Origin of the sequence: Haloarcula mannanilytica, assembly GCF_005406125.1 — an archaeon.
Lineage (GTDB): Archaea > Halobacteriota > Halobacteria > Halobacteriales > Haloarculaceae > Haloarcula > Haloarcula mannanilytica.
Genome location: NZ_BIXZ01000002.1, coordinates 624,012 through 649,605, shown reverse-complemented (window position 1 = coordinate 649,605; position 25,594 = coordinate 624,012). Strand labels below are relative to the sequence as shown.

The window sequence follows — 25,594 nt, the reverse complement described above, 5'->3', positions numbered from 1 at the left end:
ACAGACACAGCGCACGCTGACCCAAATTATTTTATACCAGGTTTACGGAGTGTGTAGCGATGGGTGCAGAGATTCACGTCCACCGGCATGACCCGATAGATCAGATTAATCCAACCGTCTACGGCCACTTCGCTGAGCACCTCGGCCGATGCATCTATGGCGGCATCTGGGTCGGCGACGACGACCGCGTCCCGACCGAGGACGGCATCCGAATGGATACCGTCGAACTGCTGCAAGACCTCGACATGCCCGTCCTGCGATGGCCCGGCGGCTGTTTCGCCGACGACTACCACTGGGAAGACGGCGTTGGCCCGCGTGAGGAACGGCCGACACGGCGGAACATGTTCTGGACACAGGGCCGCCGGGACATCCCCGAGGAGCCAAACACCTTCGGGACGAACGAGTTCGTCCGCCTCTGTGACATGCTCGACACAGAGCCGTATCTCGCCGTCAACGTCGGGAACGGCTCGCCGTCGGAGGCGGCCGACTGGGCCGAGTACTGCAACTACGACGGCGACACCGAACTGGCGAACCGCCGCGCGGAACACGGCGTCGATGAGCCCCACGACGTGACCTACTGGGGGGTCGGCAACGAGAACTGGGGCTGTGGCGGCCGCCTGAGCCCCGAGGAGTACGCCGAGCAGTACCGCCGCTACGCGACGTATATGCGCAGTTTCAACGGGATGATGAGCGACGCCGAGATGGAGTTGATTTCGGTCGGGCACATCTCCGAGGACTGGAACCGCCGGTTCCTCGATGCGCTCGCGGAGTGTTCCGAGTGGGTCGAAAGCCCCTACGAACTGATGGAACACATGTCGGTCCACCGGTACTACGAGGCCGGCGGCGACACGGAGTTCGACGACGAGGAGTACTACCGCCTGCTCGCTCGCTCCCGGCTCGTCGCGCAGGACATCGACAACGCCGTCGAGACGCTGGGTGTGTACGCACCGGACAACGACATCAGCATCGTCGTCGACGAGTGGGGCGTCTGGCATCCGGAGGCGAAAAACACCAACGGCCTCGAACAGGAAAACACCGTCCGTGACGCCATCTCCGCTGCCGGGGTCTTCGACGATTTCCACGAGCGGGCCGATGTGGTGTCGATGTCGAACATCGCCCAGACAGTCAACGTCCTCCAGTGTCTCGTCCAGACCGACGAAGACAGCGCATGGGCGACGCCGACCTACCAGGTGTTCGACCTCTACAAGGACCACATGGGCGCAACGTCGCTCGAAACGGTCGTCGACACCGAAGCCGAAACCGTCGAGGACGAACCCTTCGACGTGCCGCTGGTCAGCGCCTCCGCCTCCGAACAGGACGGCGAACTGTTCGTCACGCTGTCGAACCGGGCCCTCGACGGGAGCGAGGCCGTCGAAATCAACACGGACCTCGACGACGCATCAGTCGTCGAATCGGCGGTCCTGTTCGACGACCAGGACGTTAGCGAGTACTCGACTGACGACAACGCGGACACGTTCGAGGCTGACGACATCGAGGTCGAAAACCACGGCGACGGCACGGTCGTCGTCGACGCACCGGCCAGCTCCGTCGTGAGTGTAACGCTCGAATAACGCTCCCGTCTAGCCGTCCGCTTTCAGTTTCCCGACGCATGCCTTCCCTGCCCCCGATAGCAAGACCCCATCTATATCACCGTCTAGATGCAGATACGGGATATGCAAACGGAAGTCCACGTGGCGCGGCACGACCCGGTCGGGCGGATCAGCCCCAACGTGTACGGCCAGCTCTCCGAGCATCTCGGGCGGTGCGTCTACGGGGGTATCTGGGTCGGCGAGGATGACGGCGTGCCGACCGAGAACGGCATCCGCATGGACACTGTCGAGTTGCTTCGAGACCTGAACACGCCGGTCCTGCGGTGGCCCGGCGGCTGTTTCGCCGACGACTACCACTGGACGGACGGGCTGGGACCCCGCGAGGAGCGACCCCGGCGGCGGAACATGTGGTGGACACAGGGGCGAGATAACCTCCCCGAGGAGTCCAACGCGTTCGGAACCGAGGAGTTCATGGATTTCTGTGAGATGTTGGGGACGGAGCCGTATCTCGCAGTCAACGTCGGCGCCGGCGACCCCGACGAGGCCGTCGACTGGGCGGAGTACTGCAACTACGACGGCGATACGGAGATAACGCGGCTCCGGGCGAAAAACGGCAGCGAAGAGCCACACAACGTCACGTACTGGGGGGTCGGCAACGAGAACTGGGGGTGTGGCGGCCGCTTCAGTCCCGAGCAGTACGCCGAGCAGTTCCGCCGCTACGCGAACTACCTCCGGGGGTTCGACCGCGTGATGGCTGACGAGTCCCTCGAACTGGTCGCCTGCGGGCACATCACGGATAGCTGGAACCGGCGGTTCCTCGAACATCTCGCCGAGTGTGTCTCCTTCGGCCAGGGAACGGTGTACAACCTGCTGGACCACCTGTCGGTCCACCGCTACCACCACTCCGGCAGCGATACGGAGTTCACTGACGACCAGTACTACCGCCTGCTGGCCCGGGCGCGACAGGTCGGCGAGGACATCGACCGGGCGGCGGAGGCCCTGCAACTGTTCGCCCCCGGGACCGACATCGGCATTATCGTCGATGAATGGGGTGTCTGGCATCCGGAGGCGGTGTTCGACAACGGCCTCGAACAGGAGAACACGGTTCGTGACGCACTCTCCGCCGCCAGCGTCCTTGATGACCTCAACAAACGTGCCGACGTGGTTTCGATGGCGAACATCGCACAGACGGTCAACGTCCTCCAGTGTCTCGTCCAGACCAACGAGGACAGCGCGTGGCCGACACCGACCTACCGCGTCTTCGACCTCTACAAACAGCATATGGGAGCAACGGCGCTCCGGACGGTCGTCGACACCGAGGTCCGCGCGGTCAAGAGCATCGGGAACGAGTTCAACGCCGACAGCGAACACGAAGTCCCGCTGGTGACCGCTTCCGCCTCCGAACAGGACGGTCAGGTGTACGTCACGCTGTCGAACCTCCACCGGGACGACGCTCGCGAAATTACCGTCACTGTCGAAAGCGACGGCGTGACAATCGAGGACGCACAGGCGCTGTTTGGCGGTCTGCCCGCGGACCTGTACTCGACCGAGACCAACGCCGAGCGGTTCACGCCCGAGGAAATCGAGGCGGAGAACCACGGCGACGGTACGGTCGTCGTCGACGCGCCGGCCGGTTCCACGCTAGGACTCTCCGTTCAGGTGTAGCGTACTGGGGAGTGAACATCGGATATAGGGAACGCAGGGACGAGGCCCGACGGCCGGGAAATGTCTGCATCCCTAGCTATTTTACGTCCGCCGGTGAGCTACGAACCGCAATGACGACGCTCTTTAGCCACACGGACAGCGACACGCCCGAGCGTGCGACAGTGCGACTGGACCCGTCGCGGACGGCCGACCGCGAGGTCCCGGCGGCGCTGTTCGGAAAGTTCGGCGAACATCTGTACTCGCCTTGGCGGGTCACGAACGCGCTCGAAGCCCAGGTGCTCTACAACCCAACCGTCGGGAGCTGGTCATTCCAGACCCGGGAGTTCGGTGCCGACGGCGGCCGAGGGGGTATCCACGACCCCGAAGCGATTGGCGAACGGATCGAGCAGTACGCATCGATTCACGACCTCCCTGATGCCGACCGGCTCCGGGCAGCCTACGATGACGGGACCGCACTCTGGTGGTTTCCCTACGGCGAGGCTGCTGTCGAGACGAGCCCCGATGTGGGGACGGCGGGTGACCGCGCCCAGCGGGTCGAGGTCACGGAAAGCGAGGGGCAGCCCGCGGGGATCGCCCAGTGGTGTTACCTGCCGGTTCACCGGACCACGGGGTTCGAGGGGCGAGTGACGCTACGAGCGCCATCGGAGACAACGGTGCGGGTTGCCCTGCACAGCGTGGACGGACAGCGTGAGACCGCTGATCGGGGCGGGTCGCTCGGGCCGACTATCGCGGAGACAACGGTCGCCGCCGGAGCTGAGTACGAGACGAGCGAATTCACGCTCGAGGTCCCGGAGTCTGTGTCGACTGAGCCGGGCACGCTGTTCGGGTTCAGTATCACGGTCGACGATGACGACGCCGTGATCGTGGACCGGGCGCTGTTGTCCCCGGCCGACCACGTCGGGACGGCGGACCCGGAAATCGTCGACCTGTTTGCCGACATGGAACTGCCAGTTCTCCGGTGGCCCGGCGGCAACTTCGCATCCGGCTACCACTGGCAGGACGGCGTGGGGCCAGTCGAGTCACGCCCGACCAAACCGAACCCGGCGTGGGACGGCATCGAACCCAACCTGTTCGGGACCGACGAGTTCCTCGCGTTCTGTTCGGCGGTGGGCTGTGACCCGGTCATCTGTGTCAACGCCGGCACCGGCACCCCCGAAGAGGCCGCCCGGTGGGTCGAGTACTGTAACGGCTCGACCGACACGGAGATGGGGGCGCTGCGGGCCGAACATGGCCATCCGGAACCATACGACGTTACCTATTGGGAACTGGGCAACGAACTGTACGGACAGTGGCAGCTCTCGTGGACGACACCCGAGGGGTACGCGGACCGGTTCGAGCGGTTCCGGGAGGCGATGACGGCCGTCGACGACTCCATCGAGGTGCTGGCCTGTGGCAACCGCCTGACCGACTGGAACGAGCCGACCCTGGATGCCCTGCACGACGGGGACTGGCTCACCGACCACGTGCTCGTCGAGTGCCACGCAGACGCGGGGACAGACCCGGTCGAACTGTTCAACGCTCATTCGGGATTCGCCCAGCAACTCGGGGAAGAGTATCGCCGCGTCGCAACTACCTGCCGGGACGCCGGGCTTGCTGACCCACGGTTGGCAGTGACTGAACTGCAGTTGTTCACGCGGTTCGACGAGTCCGAGGACACCGACGACGGGACGCTGTCCGAGGACGACGACGCTGGGCTGCTGACGGAGGAGACACTCCCCGGGAGCCACAGCATCACCGAGGCGGTGTTCGATGCGACAGTCGTCAATCAGTGCCTCCGGGGCGGAGTCGTGGAGATGGTGACCCACTCCGGTGTCGGGAATCACGGCGGCGGGATTCGGAAACAACGCCAGCGCGTCTGGGCGGACCCCTGCTTCTACGGGCAGCAACTGGGACTGGCCGTCGCCGGCGGACAGCCCGTCGGCGTTGACGTGACCTGTGGAACGTACTCAACCGACACCGCGTTCGGAACGGATACGAGCCAGTGGTTCGGCGAACTCGAACCGGTGTCGGACCGCCCTGTTGTCGATGCGGTCGCGGTGACGGACGCCACCGACTACGACTTTGCCGCGATTCTCGTCCATCGCGATGCTGGCACGGGGCCGGTCGAAGTAGACGTGGACGGCGGTGGGCTGCTGTCCGATGTCGACACCGTCAAGAAGCGGACCCTCACGGCCGAGACGATGCACGAGACGAACACGCTCGACGCCCAAGACCGGATTGCACCGACCGAGGACCGAGTCGCTGTCGTCGATGGGACCGTTTCCCTCACGCTCCCCCGGTATTCTGTGGTCACCCTCACTGTGGAGTAAGCCGTCTCAGGGGTGGTGATGAACAGATCGGACTCGGCCACAGTTTCGCAGTGTCGTGTCTGCCAATAATGTAGTTGGGGAATAATACCATAACGTTTATTATGTTTTGCTATGCCCTACCACTATGGCGACAGGCGATAGTGCCAATGAGCCGAATAGAATGTCGCGTCGGAGCGTGATGCGACGTGCAGGAATGATCGGTGCGACAGGTGGGGTCGGAATGATAGCCGGCTGCGGCGGAAGCGGCGGGAGCGAAAGCGGGGGCGGAGGCGGCGACGGCTCCTCCTCGGGCGAGGTCACGACTGCCGGCGGCGACATCCAGCCGGTGGATAACGCCTTTGCGAACACGACGACGGACAACCCAACGAACTGGCAACATAACGTCTACAACTTCACGACGCCGTACGAGCACGAGATGCAAAACGACCAGTTCCAGCGGTACAACATCGAGACGGGGGAGTACACCGAGTACGCCCTCCAGATCGACGAGTGGGCCGGGTCCGAGGAGCGGGTCGTACTCAAAGTCCGTGACGGGCTCACCTGGCACAACGGCGACCCCGGCGACCCGGTGACCGGGGAGGACCTCAAAGCGAAGTTCGGCTGTGAGCAGATCGTCGGGAACACAGTCGCAGACCACTACACCGATATGCAGGTCGTGGGGGACAAGAAGCTCGAACTGACCCTCGACGGGCAGGTCAATAAGCCGATCTTCCGGGAGTCGCTGAACTACCAGTGGATCGATACGCCATACCGGTTGTACGGCAAGTACATCGAGGCCTACGAAGACGCGACGACGGACTCGGAGCGAAGCGATGTCAAGAGCCAACTCCGCAACGACACATTCGAGGAGCCGTACGGAAACGGCCCCTTCCAGTTCATCGAGCGATCCGAAAACCGGTATCGGATGGAACTGTACGAACACCACCCCGACGCTGACCAGATAAACTGGCAGTACTGGGATGTCCAGCGCGTGTCGACGGACACGGCCAGTGTCGCCCTGAACATGGTTCCGGACGGTGATGTCGATACGATTCGGAACTACAACCCGCCGGCGTCAGTGTACAACAATCGCCAGGAGGGGCATCTCACCACGCAACTACCTGCGCTGTGGGGACAGGCGCTCCCGTTCAACTGCGAACACGAGGACTTCGGCAACGTCCGGGTCCGGCAGGCCATCGCCGAGTTCATCGACCGGAAGTCGGCCGCCGAGAGCTACGGGCAGTTCGGCCAGTTCGTTGAGGCTCCGAGCGGGCTGGTCGGCAACATCGCCGGCGACAACTCGCCGTCGGACCGCTGGAAAGACTGGGTCTCCGAGGAGGGGGCGTCGGCGCTCCACCGGTACCGCGACGCCGAACGCGGCCGGCAGCTGCTCCGCGACGAGGGCTACGAGAAGGTCGACGGTCAGTGGCAGCGGCCCGACGGGAGTCGGCTCGAACTCCCGATCACCGTGCCCTCTGATCTGACTGACTGGCATCCGATCTACCAGACGGTCGTCGGCTCGCTCGAACAGGAAGGCATCAAGGCCGAGCTGAAGATGGTCGATTCGACCTCGTACTGGTCCGATCACTACCTCGCTGGCGACTACGTCGGTGCCTCGACGGGCTGGACGCTGCAGAACCAGCACCCCTTCTACACGTTCGGGATGTACTTCCGAACCGACAACGAGTTCATGAACCTGACGCCCGGCGAACTACAGGCCCCACCGTTCGGTGAGCCGGACGGCGACCTGCAGGATGTCGACATCGACGGCCTCATGAACGACCTGCGGACCTCTACGGGGGAGACTCAGACAGAGTACATCGACCAGCTCGCCTGGATAATGAACCAGACGCTGCCGATGATACCCCTCATCGAGATCAACGACGTGCTCTGGATGACGGACGACGACTGGGACTGGAAACCCGAAATGAGCGACTCGGCGTGGCAGACCAAATGGCCCCAGTGGTGGTTCCCGCGGATGGGCTTGCTCAAAGCCAAGGGGAGCCAGTGACTCTCGGCGCTATGGCAGGACAGCAGCACACAGACACAGCCTAAACGGACCACAGCATCCATGAGATATTTCGTCAAACGAGTCGGCCAATCCCTCCTGACAATCGTGTCGGTGGTCGTGTTTACCTTCGTCATGATCCGACAGATGCCGGGGGGTCCGCTCGCATACATTCGCGCACAGGTCATGCAGTCACGGGGAGCGGACAGCATCGACATGGCAGAGCTCAGCAAGCTCTCCGTCGACTACATGAACTACAGCGTCAACGACCCGATCCACGTGCAACTGTTCAATTACACCGCACAGATTCTGCAGGGGGATCTCGGTCGGTCGTTCAACTACGGCGAACCAGTGGGAGAGATAATACTCAAATCAGCGCCCTGGACGATCTTCCTGCTCACGATTTCGATCATCCTGACGTTCGCCATCGGTATCCTGCTTGGCGCAGTCATGGCCTATCAGGAAGGCGAGCGGTTCGATACGGCCTGGACCGGCGTGTCGATGTTCCTCAACTCCGTCCCGTATTTCGTCGCCGCCCTGCTTTTCGTGTACGTGTTTGCGATTCAGCTGTCGTGGTTCCCCGCGTCCGGGAACGTCGCGTCGAATCTGGACTCCGCGCTGACGCCACAGTACGTCAGTAGCGTGCTATATCACGCGACACTCCCGATCGCGTCGCTGGTGTTGACAGGGTTTGGGGGCATCGCGCTCGGAATGCGCGGGAACGCGATCAAGGAGATCGGCGAGGAGTACATCCGCGTGGCCCACCTGCGCGGTGTGCCGGGTCGTCGCATCGCTATCCGCTATGTCGGGCGAAACGCGGTGTTGCCGCTGTACACCCAGTTCATGATCTCCGTGGGATTCATGTTCGGCGGCTCAGTGATTCTGGAACAGATCTTCGCGTACCCGGGGCTGGGATACTACCTGTTAGAGGGGATCAACGCCCGCGACTATCCGCTGATGATGGGTATCTTCATCGTCATCACCGTCGCGGTGGTCGCCTGCATCCTGTTTGCGGACCTGACCTACGGCATGATCGACCCACGTGTCTCCGACGAAGCATCACGCGAGGCCTACTGAGAGAACAGGAATGTCAGACAAGAACACCACGTTCAATTCCGTCGGCGGTTCAGGAGCAGAGCGCGACAGACAACCCTCCAAGGCGGACCTCTATCGCGAGCGGCTCGACATCTTCGTGTTGACGCCGCTGCGCGTCATGTGGAGCGACTGGCGAACGCGGACTGGAGGACTCATCATTCTGGCGTACGTGTTCGTCGGTGTCGTCGGCGTCCATCTCATCGAGCCGGCACAGACCGGCGGTCCGCGGCTCATCGGACCGCTCCAGAACATGCAGTACCCGCTTGGAACGAACAACCTCGGCGAAGGGCTGCTGGCGAAAGTCGTCCACGCGACCCCGCCAATGCTCAAGATGGTCGTCTCCGGGGCCGTCTTCTCGACAGCCCTCGCAACCGTCGTGGGGACGGTGTCCGGATACAAGGGCGGCTACACTGACACGGTGTTGACGACCATCAGCGACATCGCGATGACGATTCCGGGGCTGCCTCTGGTGATCCTGTTTCTGGTGGTCTTCGAGCCCTCGAACCCCTTCTTCATCGGGGTCATCCTGTCGATCAACGCCTGGGCGGGGCTCGCGCGAACAATTCGGTCACAGGTGCTTGAACTGCGAGACCAGTCCTACATCGAAGCCTCGCGCATCATGGATGTTTCCCTGCACCGCATCATCGTCGACGACATCCTGCCCAACATCATGCCCTATGTCCTGATAAGCTTCGTCAACACCGGGCGCGGCGTCATCTTCGGGTCAGTGGCGCTGTTCTACATCGGCGTCCTGAACGTCCCGTTCTCGAACTGGGGCATCATGCTGAACAGAGCGTACTCGACCGGCGGGGCGCTGTATTCGTGGTCGTCGTTGTACTGGATCATCACGCCGATGGCGGCCATCGTCGTCCTGTCCCTTGGCCTGGTCCTGTTCTCACAGGGGACCGAGCGGCTGTTCAATCCGCGAATCCGCGCACGGCACGCTGAATCAATCGAAGAGACGGGGCCGACAACGGGAGACTAACAATGCAAACGACAAACGACGTGACCTTCGGTGTGACAGACCCGATATTCGAGATACGGAACGCCTCCGTCACCTTCGACATGGAACGCGGAACGTCGAGGGTGATGGACTCAGTCGATATGAACATCCAACGGGGCGAAATTCTCGGCGTCGTCGGGGAGAGCGGGAGCGGCAAATCGATGTTCGCCTCGGCGCTGCTCGATGCGATCCCCGACCCCGGACAGCTCTCGGGCGAGATCACGTTCCGCCCGGAATCGGGCGAAGAGATAGAGCTCCTGCAACAGTCCGAATCAGAGATCAAGCAGATCCGCTGGGAGGAGATCGCGATGGTGTTCCAGGGGGCAATGAGTTCGTTCAACCCCACAATGACCATCGGCGACCACTTCGAGGAAACGCTGGATGTCCACGGCTACGACGTAGACGACGGGATGGAACGGGGACGGGACCTGCTCTCGGAGTTGTATCTCGAACCCGAGCAGGTCCTCCACTCCTACCCCCATGAACTGAGTGGCGGGATGCAACAGCGCGCCCTGCTCGCGATGAGTCTCCTTCTGGACCCGGAGGTGCTCGTGATGGACGAACCGACTGCGGCGCTTGACTTGCTCATGCAGCGCAGTATCATCGAACTCATCCGGAAGATTGGGCAGCAGCGGGACCTTACTATCGTCTTTATAACACATGACCTGCCGCTGGTCGCCAATCTGGCGGACCGGCTGGGGGTGTTGTACGCCTTCGAATTTGTCGAGGTCGGGCCGGCAAACGACGTGCTCACCGGGTCGAAACACCCCTACACGCGGGCGCTTCTCAACTCCACGCCGAATCTACACACGCCGCGCGAGGAGATGCGGCCGATAGAAGGGAAAAGCCCCGACCCGGTCAGCGTCCCGGACGGCTGTACCTATCATCCGCGCTGTCCGATGAGCGACGACAACTGTGTCGCGGCTGATCCGCCGTTTCAGGCCGGTTCCGGAGCCACGGACCACCAGGCGAAATGCCACTACATCGACGACGTAAACGAGGCAGTCCCGCTGAACCTTCGGGAGGTTCACAATGAGTAGCGACGAACACGTCGTGTCGTTGCAGGATATCGAGGTCCATTTCGAGACGGACACCGGTATCTTCGGCCGGGACAGCGACATCGTGAAAGCCGTCGACGGCGTCTCGCTCGATATCGAGGAAAACGACGTGGTGGCGCTGGTGGGGGAGTCCGGCTGCGGAAAGACAACGCTCGGCAAAACGGCCATCGGCGTCCAGCGCCCGACCGAGGGACAGGTCGAGTACCGTGGGCAGGACATCTGGGAAGCGCGTGACAGCTCGGGCAGTAGTTCGATCCCGTTCAAGCAGATCCGCCAGTCCCTCCAGATAATCCATCAGGACCCGGGAGCGTCGCTCAATCCGAACAAAACGGTGATGCACACGCTTTCGGTCCCGCTGCGGGCCACCCAGCCCCAGATGACGACCTTCGACAGGCGCGAGCGCATCCACGAGATGCTGTCCCGGGTCGGCATGGAACCGCCGGAGGCCTACTCGAAGCGGTATCCCCACCAGCTCTCGGGCGGTGAGAAACAGCGGGTCGCGCTCATCCGCGCCTTGCTGATGAACCCCGATCTCATCCTCGCCGACGAAGCCGTGTCCGCGCTGGACGTGTCGCTCCGGATCGATATGATGGACCTGATGTTGGAGCTGCAAGACCAGTTCAACACGTCGTATCTGTTCATCAGTCACAACCTCTCGAACGCGAGCTACGTGGCCGGCGAAGCCGACGGTCGCATCGGCATCATGTACCTTGGGGAACTGGTCGAGCTGGGGCCCGTCGACGAGATCGTCAAGAACCCGAAACACCCCTACACGAAGGCGCTGATGTGGGCCGCGCCAAGTCTGGACCCCAACGCGGACGCGGACCCGTCGTCGCCGCTTCGAACGATTGACGTGCCGGACCCCCGAAACCCACCCAGCGGCTGTCGGTTCCATACCCGGTGTCCCGAAGCGCGTGAGGCCTGCAAAAACGACGTTCCGGGCGAACTGGCCGTTGACGGGCACACGGACCACACCGTGACCTGTTTCCGCGAAGACGACCATCACGACTACTGGCATAGCCCCGAACTGGACGAGGTCTCGACCGACGAAGCGGACACCGCCGCGTCCGACTGACCTGTCGCAGCGTTCGATGGCGCAGAAATCGGATGGGGGCCGCGGTCAGTCTATTGTTTAGACATTACTCCCTTATCTGGATAGCATTTGTTTGTTATGTCGATGATTCAGATATTATCACAAAGTATTATGTATATTAGGACAGACAATGCAGACGCATGGTAACAAACAGCCCAGATGGCGATAGCGCTAGCGACGGCACAGCGGCGACACGGCGGCGGTTCCTGGCGGCGCAGGGTGTGTTGCTGGCCGGGGCAGTAACGGGAGCCTCCGGCGTCGGTGCCGCACAGTCCGGCGAGACGATTCAGAACACAGTCGAAATCAGACACGGCGACCAGACCGAGGCAACCGTGTCGGACCAGTTCTACGGCCGGTTGTGTGAGCACTACCAGTCAGGGACGATCTATCCCGGTGTCTACTCACAGCATCTGAAGAACCCGACGTTTTTCGACCGGACCCCGCCCGAAGAAGATTTCTGGGGGCCGAGAACGTTCTACTCTGCCGAGGATATCAGTCGGGACGAAAACGTCCCGTTCCCGTGGGAGCCTGTCGCCGATTCCGGGGTCAGTTTCGAACAGCGGGAGGGCGGCTACGCCGCCGTCGAGACGACCTATTACCCCCGCGTGAGTGTCGACGACGCCCGCGGCGGCATCGCACAGAAGATCGTGTTACCGGACTTCCGAACGCTGGGCTATGACCTTTCGTTTGCCGTCCGCGGCGAGGGCGTCGACAGCGTGATGGCATCGCTCACGACGCTTGACGGGGAGACGCTGGCCTCGCAATCGATTCCCGTATCCGAGGACTGGCAAACCGTAGCGCGCACGCTCGAACTCAGCGACCCCAGCGGCGACCAGTATATCGCGGGGGCCGTCGGGGATGTCGATACGCCCTACGGGAAGTACAGGCTCGAACTCACGACCAGCGGCAGCGGGCACGCCGATTTCGATTTCGTCCGGCTGGCCGCAGACGACGCCATCAACGGGAAGTTCAACCCCTCGACGGTCGAGCTGATGCGCGAGAAGAACGTGACGTGGTTGAAGTGGCCCGGCGGCAACTTCACCAGTCAGTACAACTGGCGGGACGGCATCGGCCCGCTGGCGGAGCGCCCGGCGCGGGTCAACCACGCCTGGGGCGGCATCGAACCGAACTTCTTCGGGACGCTGGAGTATCTGGAGCTGTGCGAGGTCGCTGATCTGACCCCACGGATCACCATCGGTTGGTGGGACAACCCGCCCGAGTGGGCGGCCGAGCGACAGACGACGCCCGAGGACGCGGCCGACTGGGTCGAGTACGTCAACGGCCCGCCCAGCACTGAGATGGGGCAACTGCGGAAGGACCACGGCCGGCCACAGAAGGCCGACGTGAAGTGGTGGGGCGTCGGCAACGAAGTCTGGGGACCGTGGCAGCGCGGGTCGACCCAGGACGCCGGGGAGTACGCCAGCGGGTCCGACGAGCGGACCGGGTTCAACACGTACGCCGAAGCCATGAACGCGGTCGACGACAGCATCGAGATCCATATCAGTGGGATTGATCCGGGGTACGGAGAATCCGATACGCCGGACCCCGAGACGTGGAACTCGACACTCCTGGAGGAGTCCGGGGACCACATAGATGCGATGAACATCCACCGGTACGTGTGGGGCATCGAGGACGACGAAGCCCGCGAAACCTGGTTCGATGAACACGACGCAGACGCCATCGACTACAACGAGGTGCTGATGATGGTCCCGACACAGTTCGAACAACTCATGGAGGGGCTGGTCGAGACGGCGGCCTCGAAAGGGGTCGAGGACCTCTCGCTCAATATCAGCGAATACGGGGCGTTTCCGGCGGTCAACGACGGTGCGCCGTATCCCGGCCCCGAAACGATGCCCGGCGGCACGTTCGTCGCGGGAATGCTCAATGCCTTCATCGCCCAGAGCGAACACATCCGTGCGGGCGCTCAGACGTGGGTGCCGGTACGGATGTTCCCGCCGCTGCGGTCCGACGACTACCCACCGGACCCGAACCCGCAGGCCCCGGTTGGCACTGTCTTCGAGCTATATTCCAGCCTGTTTGAGTGCCACGACGAGTGGTACGCCACCGACACAGCAGTGAGTGGCGCGAGCCGGACGCTCCCCGAAACGGGGGACCGGATACGGCGCATGGAGGGCGTCCCCTACGTCGACGCCGCTGCGATGGCGACCGACCGTGGCGACACGTTGGCGGCGTTCCTGACGAACCGGAACCTCAGAACCGGGAGTACTGTGACGGTTGAGCTCGGCTCACAGTACGCAGACCAGCCGGTCGAAGTCGTGCTCGTTCGCCCGACAAGCGACGAACGGCCGCTCCCGCACGAGGCCCAGACCTCATGGGAGGAACCGTCGAACCACCAGATCATTCAAACGACCGAGCGCGTCGGCCCTGACGGAACGCTGGAACTCACGCTCGACCCCGCATCGGTCGTTCGACTGCACGTCGGGGGTTCAACAGACCATCCCGGCGTGGGTAACGGACAAAGCAACGGGAACGGGAACAAGAACGGCCACGACAAGAGCAACGGAAATGGAAACAAGAACGGCCACAACAAGAGCAACGGAAATGGAAACAAGAACGGCCACAACAAGAGCAACGGAAACGGAAATAAGAACGGCCACAACAAGAGCAACGGAAACGGGAACAAGAACGGCCACGACAAGAACGGTACTAGCGAGAACTGTATGAACAACGGGACCGAAACCGAGGATAGCGAAGACGAAAACTGAGGAACCGAGAGCGCCACAGGATGTGACCATTGAATAGTGCGTCGAGAACGTAATTTCGGAACCACCGAAGAAGTGGGAGCAGTCTCGATAGCGAAACTGACTGACCCAGTTTCGGGACGTCGCTATCTCGGCTGAGTCCACACCCGCCTTCCGCAGAGAAATGATTTAACAGTCGTCTGAAGAATACTAGCTAGTAGCAGTGGCGCGCCTATCATGGGTCACTTCGTGGGATTCACACAGTTCGACTATTGCGTGATGCCTTTCACATGGGGCCACAGGGGAGCGGAACCACGCAGATAGTGTGGTATCTATAGACATTGGACAGCGCGTTCAAAATGCACTACCGCCGAAAACACAGTCGGTCAGTAGCCCTACCGTAGTGGAGACACAGGCTTGTCATTTCAAGGACTTGTAGCAGAATACCCGATGGTTGTTCAACTACTTTATTCTGCGACAGTATGCTTCTGACGGCCATCTAGTACAGTAGATTACAGGCGTATGCTTGTAATTCACTCTGATATAGGTTAAATTTCAGTTCTAGATTCTATATTTGGGACAAGGTTAGCAACGGTATATCTCCGTGTTCCTGCATACTAAATCTAAACGACAGAATTACCAGTTATCTGTATCCCTATTTCCTCATTATAGTCTTAGTGGACATAGGATGTTATCAGAATACCCGTTATTGAATTCAGACATGAGATGTATGTTTCCTTGTTTCCGACTTTGTGTATAGATCCGAATACTACCTCGTTCTATCGCTATTCATCGGTTGGTGTAGTTTCTACCCGCGGTTTCGCAGATAATAGATAACGGGCGGCGAGGGATTTGAACCGAAGCCAGACGTGCTCACTCCGTTGTGCGCGTCTGGCAGGGTTCAAACCGCTCTTATACTGCTATTCACACGTCACGTCCGTTCCTCGCAGAATAGCGGGCGGCGAGGGATTTGAACCCCCGACCATCTGGTCCGGAACCAGGCGTTCTGTCCGCTGAACTAGCCGCCCGCAAAATACGCTATCAGACAGCCCGTCTTAACGGTTGTGAACCCAGCGTCAGGGCGATTCGCCGGTTTCGAGGGTGAAATCGCTGGTCGGATAGGCGACACAGGTCAGGCAGTACCCCTCTTCCATGTCGTCGTCCATCAGCGAGTCGTTGTTGCTGTGGCGGATATAATCCTCGGCCGGGCCGTCCTCGATGTGGCCGGCACAGGAGATACACTGGCCCTCACGGCAGGCGTAGGGGAGGTCCCAGCCTTCCTCCTCGCCGGCGTCGAGAAGCGGCTCGTTGTTTGCGACCTCGATCGTCTCGCCTTCCTTGGCGAATTCGATCTCGTAGTACTCGACCTCGTCGTCGGCGATATCGTCGGGATCGAAGCCCTCGTCCTCTTCCTCGGCCTCCTCGCCTTCGCCGAGTTCGCCTTCGGCCTCGCCGGCCGGAATCGCTGTGGCACCGCCACCACCGATAGAGCGGTTGTACGGCTCCGGAAAGTCCGTCTCGGGGACTGTCGCGGCCCGCTGCTCGAGGACCTCCTGGGAGATGTCTTCCGGTGCCTCCCAACCGGTCCCTTTGGCGTAGTGGAGCGCGACCACTATCAGGGTGAGCGTGGCCCCGGCGGCGAGTCCAACGAGTTCTACCATGTGGACGGCTTTGGATTACTGGTTTAATTAGCTGTTGTTTCAGCGCTCGAACGCCGCCGACACCGCTGGACGGGGCAGCCCTCGGTCCAGAACGGAGCGCAAAAATCCAGCCGCGATGATTCATACGGATTATTGTAGCAATTTACCGGTGTCCGCCGACCCCGGGTCGGCGTACTCCGGAAATAATCTACAGTAATCCGTATCAGACCCTACTCGCGCCGCGGCACGTCGTGGCGACCGAAGCCGTAGCGGAGCCGGCTGGCGAGCCGTCGCGAGAAGCGACCGTCGTCGGCCCGCGAACCGAACCGCTCGGCCAGCGCCTGGTAGATGAGCGGCACCGGCACCTCCTGTTCGAGCGCCTCCTGTACGGTCCAGGTTCCGGTCGATCCGCCCTCAACGCGGTCGGCCACGGTCCCGAGATCGTTGCCCTCCTCGCGGAATGCCTCTTCGCAGAGTTCCAGCAGCCACGAGCGGATGACGGCCCCGTTGTTCCAGGTGTTGGCGACCGATTCCAGATCGAGGTCGTACCGGCCGTTTGCCAGCAGTTCGAAGCCTTCGCCGTAGGTCTGCATCAGCGCGTACTCGACGCCGTTGTGGACCATTTTGACGTAGTGGCCCGACCCCGCGGGTCCCATCCGGTCGTGGCCGTCGGGACCCGTCGCCACAGCGTCGAAGACGGGGACCAGTTCGTCGTAGGCCCACTCCGGGCCGCCGACCATCAGCGAAAAGCCAAGTTCCGCACCGGCGGGGCCGCCGGAGGTCCCACAGTCAAGGTAGGCCGCGTCGGTCGACTCGGCGCGTCGGACCGAGTCCTCGAAGAAGGAGTTGCCGCCGTCGACCACGATGTCCTCGTCGTCGAGTGTCGGAGCCAGTTCGTCCAGCGCGGCGTCAACTGGGTCCCCCGCGGGGACCATCAGCCAGATACGTTTCTCCGAGCCGAGCTGTTCCGCGAGATCCTCGATAGACGACGCCGGCTGTGCGCCGGCTTCGGCCGCGTCGGCGACGCTCTCCTCGTCGATGTCGAAGACCACGACCTCGTGGCCGGCTTCGAGTACGCGGTCGACGACGATTCGGCCCATCCGCCCGAGTCCGATAACACCGAGTTCCATACCGGAGGCTCGCCGAGCGAACAAGTAGGGGTTGCGGTTCGGTCAGAAAAACGTGGCACGAACACCAGCCGTGCCGTCGTCAGTCATGGTGCCGTTGCCAACCGGCTGTCGCGGGCGTGGAGAGAGTAACTGCCACGAGTCCTGTCCCGTACTGCACCGGGAAATTCAATTCGGGGACGCAAAAAATACACGGAATACACTCAATCCAGACGCTGCTGTCCGGCGATCACCGCCGTTTTGACCCGCCCGCTCCTGGTGGAAATATGGACGACCGCATACACGAACACGCCCGGACCCTTGTCGACTGGAGCGCTCGCATCGAAGCGGGCGACGACGTGGTCGTGGCCGTCGAGGACGGTGCCCACGAGTTGGCAGTCGCCGTGGCCGAGCAGTTGGGCGACCGCGGCGCGAACCTGCTGTCGACGTACCAGTCCGACGAGCTCACGCGGGCCTACCTCAATGCCCATGACGGGTCGTTCACCGAGAACCCCGAGTACGAACTGGCGCTGTACGAACAGGCTGACAGCGTGCTGTTCTTGAAAGGGTCGAGGAATACAACGGAGACGGCTGGCGTGGACAGCGACCGTCGGCAGGCGTACTCGACGGCGCGACAGGAAATCAGGGAGGCGCGCCTGGATACGGAGTGGGTATCGACCCAGCATCCGACGCGGGCGATGGCCCAGCAGGCCGGGATGGCTTACGCCGACTACAAGGATTTCGTCTACGACGCGACGCTGCGTGACTGGGAGGCACTTGCAGAAGAACAGGCCCGGCTGAAAGAGATACTCGACGACGGCGAAAAAGTCCGTATCGTCGCCGACGGCACGGACATCACGCTGTTCATCGACGGCCGCATCGCCGTCAACTCCGCCGCTAGCGTGGCCTACGACTCCCACAATCTCCCCTCTGGAGAGGTGTTTACTGCCCCCTACGACACCGCCGGCGTGGTCACTTTCGACGTGCCGATGACGATACAGGGTCGCCGGGTCAAAAACGTCGAGATGACGTTCAAGGACGGCGTCGTCGTCGACTGGTCGGCCGAGCAGGGCGAGTCGGTCATCGACGACATCATTGGGACCGACGGCGGGTCCCGACAACTGGGCGAACTCGGCATCGGGATGAACCGCGGCGTCGACCGCGTCACCGACAACATCCTCTTCGACGAGAAGATGGGCGGAACAGTTCACCTCGCGCTCGGGCGCGCGTACGACGCTTGCCTGCCCGAAGGCGAATCGGGCAACGACAGCGCCGTCCACGAGGACCTCATCACGACGATGGGCGAGGGGTCGCGCCTCGAAGTCGACGGCGAGGTCATCCAGCGAAACGGACTGTTCCGGTGGGAAGACGGGTTCGAAGGGTAGCTGTCGCGGAACTGCGGCGGCGTCTTGCGGAGAGTCGCTGTCGCGGTGCCGTGGGCCGGGAGCGCCCTGCGTGGCGCGACCCGGGGAAGGGCAGGTCTGCACAGAGCTGAACCGCGGATGTACCGCGAGCGGAGCGAGCGGTTTCACTCCGAGCGCGGCCACAGGCCGCGACTCGGAGGTCGTTTTTAGTGTAGATTTTTGCGAACCCGCTCCCAGCAGCGCGCTCAGAGAGCGCGCGAGGAAGGGGGTGACGTAAAAAGGTACTACTCAGATGGACAGGAACTGCGACACCAGCCACTTCGTAAACGTCCCGGTAATCGCCCCGATCCAGGACAGCATCACGAAGTGCATGTAGGTGTTGGCGTTGTGGCCGCCGTCGACGGTCCGGATCATCAGCGACGACAGCATCGCGCCGAACATGATGATAATGATGAGCAGGAACTCGATGAGCGGGATGTTGTAGACGCTGGTGTTGATCAGCGACGCGGCGTCGAGCCGGCTGCCGGTGCTCAGATTGAGCGACATATCCGCGAGGATGTTGACGACCTGCAGGCCGATAAAGAAGGCAAAGGTCGAGGCGGCGGTCATCCCGTACAGCAGACCGACAAGCGTCGTCGTCGCCTGTTTGCGCTTCTGGCGGAGCTGCAACACCTGGTTCATGTTCTCGGAGATGAGTTCGCCCAGTTGCTTTGGCGACCCACCCATCTCGCGGCCGATGAGGTACATCTCCGAGAAGGTCTGGATGAGATAGGAACGGCAGTCAGCAGTGAAGAAGCGCCAGGCGGCCGTCGGCTCGATACGCATGTTGAGTCGCTTGTAGAGGTTGTCGATGTTTGGCGATAGCGCGCCGAAGTCCTTTTTGCGGAGGGTCCGAAGCACCGCACCGGTCGTCGACTGCTTTGCGCCCTCGGTCGCACCGAGCGCGCGGATGAAGTTCGGGAACTCCGAGTCGCGGTTCTTGATACGCTGTTCCTCCTGCCGGAAGACGATACCGGGGATGAGCATCGGGGTTATCGGCGCGGCGGCATAGATTGGCAGCGGCACTTCGTCGAACATGAAAAAGAGGTCGTTCAGCGTAATCGGTGAGATGCCGAGCATGCCACCCAGCGTGATGAACACGAGCAGCATCGATAGCCCGACACCGGCGGCCATCGATTTGTTGAGTTTGGACTCAATCGGCGACGGATAGTCGACCGGGTGGAACCACACCGGGTCGTATGGGGCCATCGAGCGGATAGCGAGATAGAAGCCGGTCTGGACGAAGACGAACATCACGATGACGGCGCTGACGGTCATCGTCGGGTTCGTCCCGGTCAGAACCGGCAGCACGACGGCAAACACCAGCGCGAACGTCATCGAGAGAATCATCGACAGGTAGAGGTCCTTCATGACCTCCAGGCTGTCGAGTGAGCTCTTGTACACCGTCGAGTAGTGCTGGATGATCTGCTCCTGTTCAGTCAGGAGGTAGTCGTCGAGTCCCTGCCCGGCCCCGAGCGTGTACGCGAGACGGTCGAAGAAGTCAGAGACGGCGCGACTGGGAACCTGTTTGGCCCGTCGGCGGCAGGCGTCGTCGAGGCTCAGGTTCCAGGTGTCGACCAGCTGGACGATGCGGTGCATCTCCATGGCGAGTTCGCCGTACTCGTCTTCCTCGGCGAGGGTGCGAAACACCTCCATCCGGTCGATCTTCGTCGTCGCCAGCACGGTCATGTGCGTGATGAGCAGATGAAACCGGTTGTTGAGTTCGCGCTTGCGCTGGCTCAGGAGGATCTTCGGGTAGAAAATCGCCGAGGCCATCACCAGGAAGCCAAGCAGCGGGATGGGTGCCCGGACCGCGAGGGGCTGGTTCAACACCAGGGCGACGACCGTCGAGATGACGAAGAAGGCGACGGCGGGCAGCAGGATGATGAAGAGATACCGCTCCAGCGGGATCGGCATCTGGCGATAGGATTCGACGAGCGACTGTATCGTCTCAGTGATCGTCAGGTCGAGGTCGCTCTCGGCTTCGCTCTGTGCCATCGTTAGTCCGGTCTGGCCATGTTGAACGGTATCCCTTCGACGCCGTCGCGCTGGAAGTCCGAGATGAAGTCGTTGACCTCGTGATAGCCGAGAATCCCCTCCTGAATGGCGCGTTCGATGAGGTTCGCGCGGAACTCGAGGTCGTCGTAGATGTCACGCGTGTCCTCGTACCCCAGCAGCGTCGCGATCTGCTCTTCGAGGACGAAGGAGTTGTTCATCCCTTGGAAGATGATCTCGTCCTCGACGGGGTCCCAGTTGAACACCTGCCGGGTGACGACACCGTCCATCTCCTTCGAGTACCCCTCGATTTCCTGAACGCTGGTCACGCGGCGCAGGACCTGATCGCCCTGTTTGACGCGGTTCTGGAACAGCGCCACGTCGGCCACGTCCATGAACGTCTCGGGGACGTTGATCGGTTCGCCCGTAAAGCGCTGAATCATCGAGACGATGTCGCTCGCGTGGAAGGTCAACATGACAGGGTGGCCAGTCTGGGCGGCCTGGAACGCCATCCGCCCCTCCTCGCCACGAACCTCCCCCACGATGATGTAGTCCGGGCGGGAACGCAGCGCGGCGGCGACGAGGTCGAACATGTCGATGCTGGTCCCCTCGTCTTCGCCCTCACGGGTGAGCAGCTGCTGCCAGGTGTTGTGCGGGGGCAGCACCTCGGCGGTGTCCTCCGCGGTGTAGATCTTCGCGTCGTCGGGGATGAACGAGGTGATGGCGTTTAGCGTCGTCGTCTTCCCGGACGCCGTCTCTCCGACGACGAACACCGTCTGCTCGTTCTCCAGACAGAGCCAGAGATACGCCGCCAGTTGCGGCGACAGCGTCATCCACTTGGTAATCTGGAAGATGGAGAGTGGGACCTCGTCGCCCTGACGGATGGTGAGCGAGGGGCCTTTGAGGCTCACGTCGTCGGAGTAGATGAGGTTCAGACGCGACCCGTCAGGCAGCGTCGAGTCGACGATGGGGTCCGAGTCGGAGACGGGGTCACCCATCCGTTCACCCATGTTGCGGAGCCACTGGTCGAAGGCCTCCTCACTCTGCCACTCGACAGTGGTTTCGAGCATGCCGTAGACCCCGTGGTCGACGTGGCACTCGCTGCGGCCGATAACGTGGATGTCCTCGTTGGCCGGGTCGCGCATGACCGGTTCGAGCGGGCCGAGGCCGACGATATCGCGGTTCAGCCGGTAGAGGATGTTCTCGTAGGTCTCCTGTGTAACCTCGACGCTGCTCACGTCGGTCAGGTTCGAGAGCCGCGTGAGAACGCCGCTGTCGCTGTCCTCGTCCCGGACTTTGGTGGTCTCCTGTAGGAGTTCCTCGATGCGGTCGTCGAACTGGGCCTCGTTTTCGGGCGCGGGCTTGTTGACGCTGCGCTGGAGCAGGCGGTTCCGGACCTTCCCGAAGACGGCCCGCTCGTCCTCATCGAGTTCCGGCTCGATAGCGTAGTACTTCATGTCCTGGCCCACGTCGCCGTAGATATGACAGAAGATGGGGCCGCCCACGGGGTAGAGCACGTTCGGCCGGTTCGTCTCGTACTCGTCGTCGGCCTCGTCGATGAGCATCGGGAACTCACCGGTGATCTGCTTGAACTTCTTCAGGTGGTCCCGCAGGTGCGGTCGCCGCGCTGCCATCTGTCGAAGCTCGTCCGATGGTTTCGCACGTCCGTGGTCTGTCATATCTTAGGTCACCTCTAGGCGACGCTCCGTGATTCGATGACGATGCCGGTTCCCGAACGCACCGAGAACCCGATAGTATCACCGACCTGTTCGCCCATCCCCGCAAAGCGGAGGACGTTGATCTGCCGGCGCACGTCGTTGCCGACCTCGATCATCTCCAGTTCGATGAACACGTCGGCGATGGCCCGGAACGGGCCGATAGCCTCCTCGTCGAGCGTCGACGGGTCGACAGTGAGCATGATGCACTTGCCCTGTGAGATCACGTCTCGGAAGTAGGAGATAACCTCCAGTGCGGCCTGTCGCTCCTCGTTTTGCCGGACCAGCGCCTCGAACTTGGGGTCGTTCCGGAGGATGGCGTCGAAGGTGTCGATGACGATGACATCGGCGTCCCACATCACCTCGGCCTCCATCAGCCGCTTGAGGAGTTCCTTCCGGTCGGACTGGTCGTCGCCGCCGGTGAGCGCGTTCGACTCGCCGATATCGGCGTGGAGGAACAGCACGTCCTCGTCGAGGATGTGGTCGACCATGTCATACGACAGCGAGTGCATCTGGTCGAGGAAGCTCCCGACGGTGAGTTCCGTCGAGAGGTAGGTCACCTCGTGGCCCTCCTCACAGAGGCCGTAGGTGAACCGCTGGCTCATGGCGGACTTGCCGGCTCCGTAGTCACCCTCGACGAGGATGATACTTCCCGGCGGGATACCGCCGCCCAGTTCCTTGTTCAGTCGGTCGTGATCGTCCAGGCCAAGCGAGAATAGGTCAGTACTTGCGATACTCATGTGTTGAACTCGAACACCTCCTCGTCGCCGTTGACGATGAGTTTGATGCGGTGGTCGCCGCCACTCAGCGACTGCGTGATCTCGATGCGGACGACATCGCCGGGCCGCCAGCTGTCCCCACCATTGGGTTCCAGCGTCACCGTGTAGTCCGTGGCGAAAGCGCCGTCGACGAACAGATCCATCTGCCCGGGGACTGGCGCTAACGTCTCTGATCCGGTGTTTTTGACGTGGATCGTGATCGTCTCGGCGGTGTTGTCGTAGGTGGTGTCGCTACCGCTGTCGGTGATGATTTCGACATCGCTGCGGACATCACTGCTCACGTCCAGTCCCTGTTCAGAGACGGCGTTGCTCAGCTCGCCGATACTGCTCGTAAAGACGCCGGCCACGCTCGCGGCGATGGCCATCGACGCGATGAACAGGATCAGGTGTGAGACGGAGACGCTCGCCATGTCAGCTCACCACCATCGTGTCGGCGATGCCGTTCTCCGTGACGATTTTCACCCGGTCGGGCTGGCTGCTGAGCGAGGAGACGGTAATCTCTAACCGCTCCTGTGACGCCCAGATATCCGTCGAGCCCACGCCGTCGACGGCCGTTTCGTAGTTCGAGCGGTAGTCGTTGTCGACGAGCAGGTCGGTTTCTTCGACCGAGAGCGTCTCCGAGCCGGTGTTGTCGACGGTCACGACAAGGTCCTCGCTGCCGCTGCTGTTCCACGTCGCGGACACGAGCGAAATGTCGGTGTTTTGCTGATCGAGCAGTCGGTCGCGCTGGTCTTCGCGGGCGTCGTTGACGCGCTCGAAGCTGTTAGCGGTAGCGGAGTAGAACATCCCGAAACCGATGAACGCGGCCACGAAGATGACGGCCGCCGAGCCGCTAACGCTGAATCCCATCGGAACCACCTCCACGCACCAGTTTCGAGAGCGCAACGGCGTCAGCGCCGCTGTCACTGTCGAGCTGTGAGATGTAGTGCAAGCTCTCCGTGTGGTGGTCGATAGAAAGCCCCTCCCCAGTGTCGCTCACGTCGTCAAAGCCCCGGAGGTACTCCTTGAGCTGGTCCGCGACCGACTCGTCGATCCAGTCGATGGTCTCGTAGTAGTCGATGGCCCGCGCCGTCTCGCGGTAGCCCGAGTGCTGGACCAGAAACTCCAGCCACTCGACGATGATGAGGTCCGCCGCGAACCCTTCGGGCATCGTCGAGAGGTACGGCTTGCCGTCGTCGGCGTCTGCGTCGGATTCGTCGTCCCCCGCCGACCCGTCGTCGTTGTCAGTCGCAGCCGTCTCAGTCTGTGTCGTCGCGGGCTCTGGTTCTGGCTCCGGTTCCGCAACCGGCTCGGGGTCCGGTTCCGGTTCGGGCTCTGGCTCGGGCTCGGGTTCCGGGTCGGCTTCCGCGGCGGCTTCACCGTCGTCAAGCCCGTCGTCATCGATGACCTCGTCGAACAGATCGTCGTCTTCCAGCGCGTCCGCATCGTCCCCGTCGTCCTCGGCGAGCAGATCGTCGTCCTCGTCGGCAAGCAAGTCATCGTCCTCGTCGCCAAGCAGGTCTTCGTCATCCGCTTCGTCCTCGGGCTCCTCGCCCTCGGCCCACTCGGCGTCGCCGGACTCGTACTCGTCTTTGAGTTCCGCGAACGACTTGCCGCCGTCACCGTCGTCGCCGTCCTCGTCCATGCTCTCCCCGTCGTCCATGCTCATCCCATCATCCATGCTCATGTCGTCCTCCGTGTCGTCGAAGTCGTCGAACTCCTCGTCGAACGACCCGCCATCGTCCTCGAAGCCGCCCATATCGTCGCCGTCGTCGTCGGGGAACATGTCGTCGACACCGCCGTCGTCCATCGACATGTCACCGCCGTCGTCCGTGAGGTCCTCGTCGAAAAAGCCCTCAGCGTCGGCGTTGGCGACATCGTCGTCGATGTCTTCCTCGGTCTCGTCGCTCCCGTCGTCGTCGAACAGGCCGAAGGAGCCGCCGCCTTCCATGCCGCCCATGCCGCCGTCGACATCGTCGGCGAAGGGGTTGACACCGCGGGTGACCATCTCGTAGATATCCAGCAGTTTCCGGACGTTTTCTTCGGTCTCCTCAACGGACTCGGAGATGCTCTCGTTTTCCGTTCGCACCGTGTTGACCGTCGAGGAGAGACTGCCGACCTCGTTTTCCAGTTCGTCAAGGCGGTGTTCCAGCTCGTCGGTATCGGGGCCGCTGGCGTCCTCCATGTCGCCGAACTCGTCGTCACCGAACCCGCCCATGTCGTCGCCACCGTCATCAAGCCCGCCGAGACCCCCCAGGTCGTCACCGCCGCCACCGCCGTCATCGCCCATCAGGCCGCCGCCGTCGGCCATCTCGTCGCTGCCGCCGTCGCTCGCGTCCCCGCTCTCGTCGTCCGACAGGATCGAGTCGAACATGTTCTTGATGCTCATACCGACCAGCCCGCCGGTCAGCAGGACAAAGAGGACGGGAGCGAGACCAACCAAGTCCGGTGAGACGGCTGGGGCCAGTGGCACGAGAGCGAGACTACTCATCTTTCCTAATCCAGGCTGTTTCTA

The 25,594-nt window shown here is 62.2% G+C and carries 18 protein-coding genes and 1 tRNA gene; 10 read left to right on the top strand and 9 right to left on the bottom strand.

What is annotated here, in order from left to right; genetic code table 11:
- The first annotated feature begins 59 nt into the window (after positions 1-59).
- The 9 genes from Harman_RS10505 (at position 60) to Harman_RS10465 (ending at position 14,486) form a co-directional block, all read left to right on the top strand.
- On the top strand, positions 60-1,571 hold the full coding sequence (locus tag Harman_RS10505) for an alpha-N-arabinofuranosidase (RefSeq protein ID WP_137683724.1): 1,512 nt from the start codon (positions 60-62) through the stop codon (positions 1,569-1,571).
- Between the two features lie 102 nt (positions 1,572-1,673).
- Complete coding sequence (locus tag Harman_RS10500) at positions 1,674-3,215, top strand: alpha-N-arabinofuranosidase (protein WP_137683723.1); 1,542 nt, start codon at positions 1,674-1,676, stop codon at positions 3,213-3,215.
- A gap of 110 nt (positions 3,216-3,325) precedes the next feature.
- Positions 3,326-5,524: an alpha-L-arabinofuranosidase C-terminal domain-containing protein gene (locus tag Harman_RS10495; RefSeq protein WP_137683722.1), complete on the top strand. Its 2,199-nt coding sequence runs from the start codon at positions 3,326-3,328 to the stop codon at positions 5,522-5,524.
- 220 nt (positions 5,525-5,744) lie between these two features.
- Positions 5,745-7,514, top strand: coding sequence for an ABC transporter substrate-binding protein (locus Harman_RS10490; RefSeq protein ID WP_235007191.1), 1,770 nt, complete (start codon positions 5,745-5,747; stop codon positions 7,512-7,514).
- Positions 7,515-7,574: 60 nt separating this feature from the next.
- Positions 7,575-8,588, top strand: coding sequence for an ABC transporter permease (locus tag Harman_RS10485; protein ID WP_137683721.1), 1,014 nt, complete (start codon positions 7,575-7,577; stop codon positions 8,586-8,588).
- Between the two features lie 10 nt (positions 8,589-8,598).
- On the top strand, positions 8,599-9,591 hold the full coding sequence (locus tag Harman_RS10480) for an ABC transporter permease (protein ID WP_137683720.1): 993 nt from the start codon (positions 8,599-8,601) through the stop codon (positions 9,589-9,591).
- A 2-nt stretch (positions 9,592-9,593) separates the two neighbouring features.
- Complete coding sequence (locus Harman_RS10475; protein ID WP_137683719.1) at positions 9,594-10,649, top strand: ABC transporter ATP-binding protein; 1,056 nt, start codon at positions 9,594-9,596, stop codon at positions 10,647-10,649.
- Positions 10,642-11,742 carry an oligopeptide/dipeptide ABC transporter ATP-binding protein gene (locus tag Harman_RS10470; protein ID WP_137683718.1) on the top strand — a complete coding sequence of 367 codons (1,101 nt, stop codon included), beginning with the start codon at positions 10,642-10,644 and terminating at the stop codon, positions 11,740-11,742. Before Harman_RS10475 ends, Harman_RS10470 begins: the two co-directional genes overlap by 8 nt.
- 158 nt (positions 11,743-11,900) lie before the next feature.
- Positions 11,901-14,486 (top strand): alpha-L-arabinofuranosidase, encoded by a 2,586-nt coding sequence (locus tag Harman_RS10465; protein ID WP_200830875.1) that lies wholly within the window; start codon positions 11,901-11,903, stop codon positions 14,484-14,486.
- A 931-nt stretch (positions 14,487-15,417) separates the two neighbouring features.
- On the opposite strand, the gene Harman_RS10460 is transcribed toward Harman_RS10465, so the two are convergent.
- The 3 genes from Harman_RS10460 to gnd all read right to left on the bottom strand — a co-directional run bounded on the left by Harman_RS10460 (position 15,418) and on the right by gnd (position 17,232).
- Positions 15,418-15,490: transfer RNA gene (locus tag Harman_RS10460), tRNA-Arg, on the bottom strand.
- Positions 15,491-15,538: 48 nt separating this feature from the next.
- The gene (locus tag Harman_RS22070) at positions 15,539-16,123 is read right to left on the bottom strand and encodes a 2Fe-2S iron-sulfur cluster-binding protein (RefSeq protein ID WP_008307859.1); all 585 of its coding nucleotides are present in this window, start codon (positions 16,121-16,123) and stop codon (positions 15,539-15,541) included.
- A gap of 209 nt (positions 16,124-16,332) precedes the next feature.
- Positions 16,333-17,232, bottom strand: coding sequence for a phosphogluconate dehydrogenase (NAD(+)-dependent, decarboxylating) (gene gnd, locus Harman_RS10450; RefSeq protein WP_137683717.1), 900 nt, complete (start codon positions 17,230-17,232; stop codon positions 16,333-16,335).
- 263 nt (positions 17,233-17,495) lie between these two features.
- On the opposite strand from gnd, the gene Harman_RS10445 reads away from it, so the two are divergent.
- Positions 17,496-18,593 carry an aminopeptidase gene (locus Harman_RS10445; protein WP_137683716.1) on the top strand — a complete coding sequence of 366 codons (1,098 nt, stop codon included), beginning with the start codon at positions 17,496-17,498 and terminating at the stop codon, positions 18,591-18,593.
- Between the two features lie 267 nt (positions 18,594-18,860).
- Here Harman_RS10445 and flaJ read toward each other — a convergent pair whose 3' ends face one another.
- The 6 genes from flaJ to Harman_RS10415 are packed head-to-tail and all read right to left on the bottom strand — an operon-like array spanning position 18,861 to position 25,570.
- Positions 18,861-20,609, bottom strand: coding sequence for an archaellar assembly protein FlaJ (gene flaJ, locus Harman_RS10440; RefSeq protein ID WP_137683715.1), 1,749 nt, complete (start codon positions 20,607-20,609; stop codon positions 18,861-18,863).
- A 2-nt stretch (positions 20,610-20,611) separates the two neighbouring features.
- Positions 20,612-22,285 (bottom strand): type II/IV secretion system ATPase subunit, encoded by a 1,674-nt coding sequence (locus Harman_RS10435; protein WP_137683714.1) that lies wholly within the window; start codon positions 22,283-22,285, stop codon positions 20,612-20,614.
- A 14-nt stretch (positions 22,286-22,299) separates the two neighbouring features.
- Positions 22,300-23,061, bottom strand: coding sequence for an ATPase domain-containing protein (locus Harman_RS10430; protein ID WP_137683713.1), 762 nt, complete (start codon positions 23,059-23,061; stop codon positions 22,300-22,302).
- Positions 23,058-23,510: a CARDB domain-containing protein gene (locus Harman_RS10425; protein WP_137683712.1), complete on the bottom strand. Its 453-nt coding sequence runs from the start codon at positions 23,508-23,510 to the stop codon at positions 23,058-23,060. Before Harman_RS10425 ends, Harman_RS10430 begins: the two co-directional genes overlap by 4 nt.
- A 1-nt stretch (position 23,511) precedes the next feature.
- Entirely contained in the window at positions 23,512-23,949 is a 438-nt protein-coding gene (locus Harman_RS10420; protein ID WP_137683711.1) for a flagellin, read from the bottom strand.
- Positions 23,933-25,570: a FlaD/FlaE family flagellar protein gene (locus Harman_RS10415; protein WP_137683710.1), complete on the bottom strand. Its 1,638-nt coding sequence runs from the start codon at positions 25,568-25,570 to the stop codon at positions 23,933-23,935. The genes Harman_RS10420 and Harman_RS10415 overlap by 17 nt, the downstream gene beginning before the upstream one ends.
- Positions 25,571-25,594 lie beyond the last annotated feature (24 nt).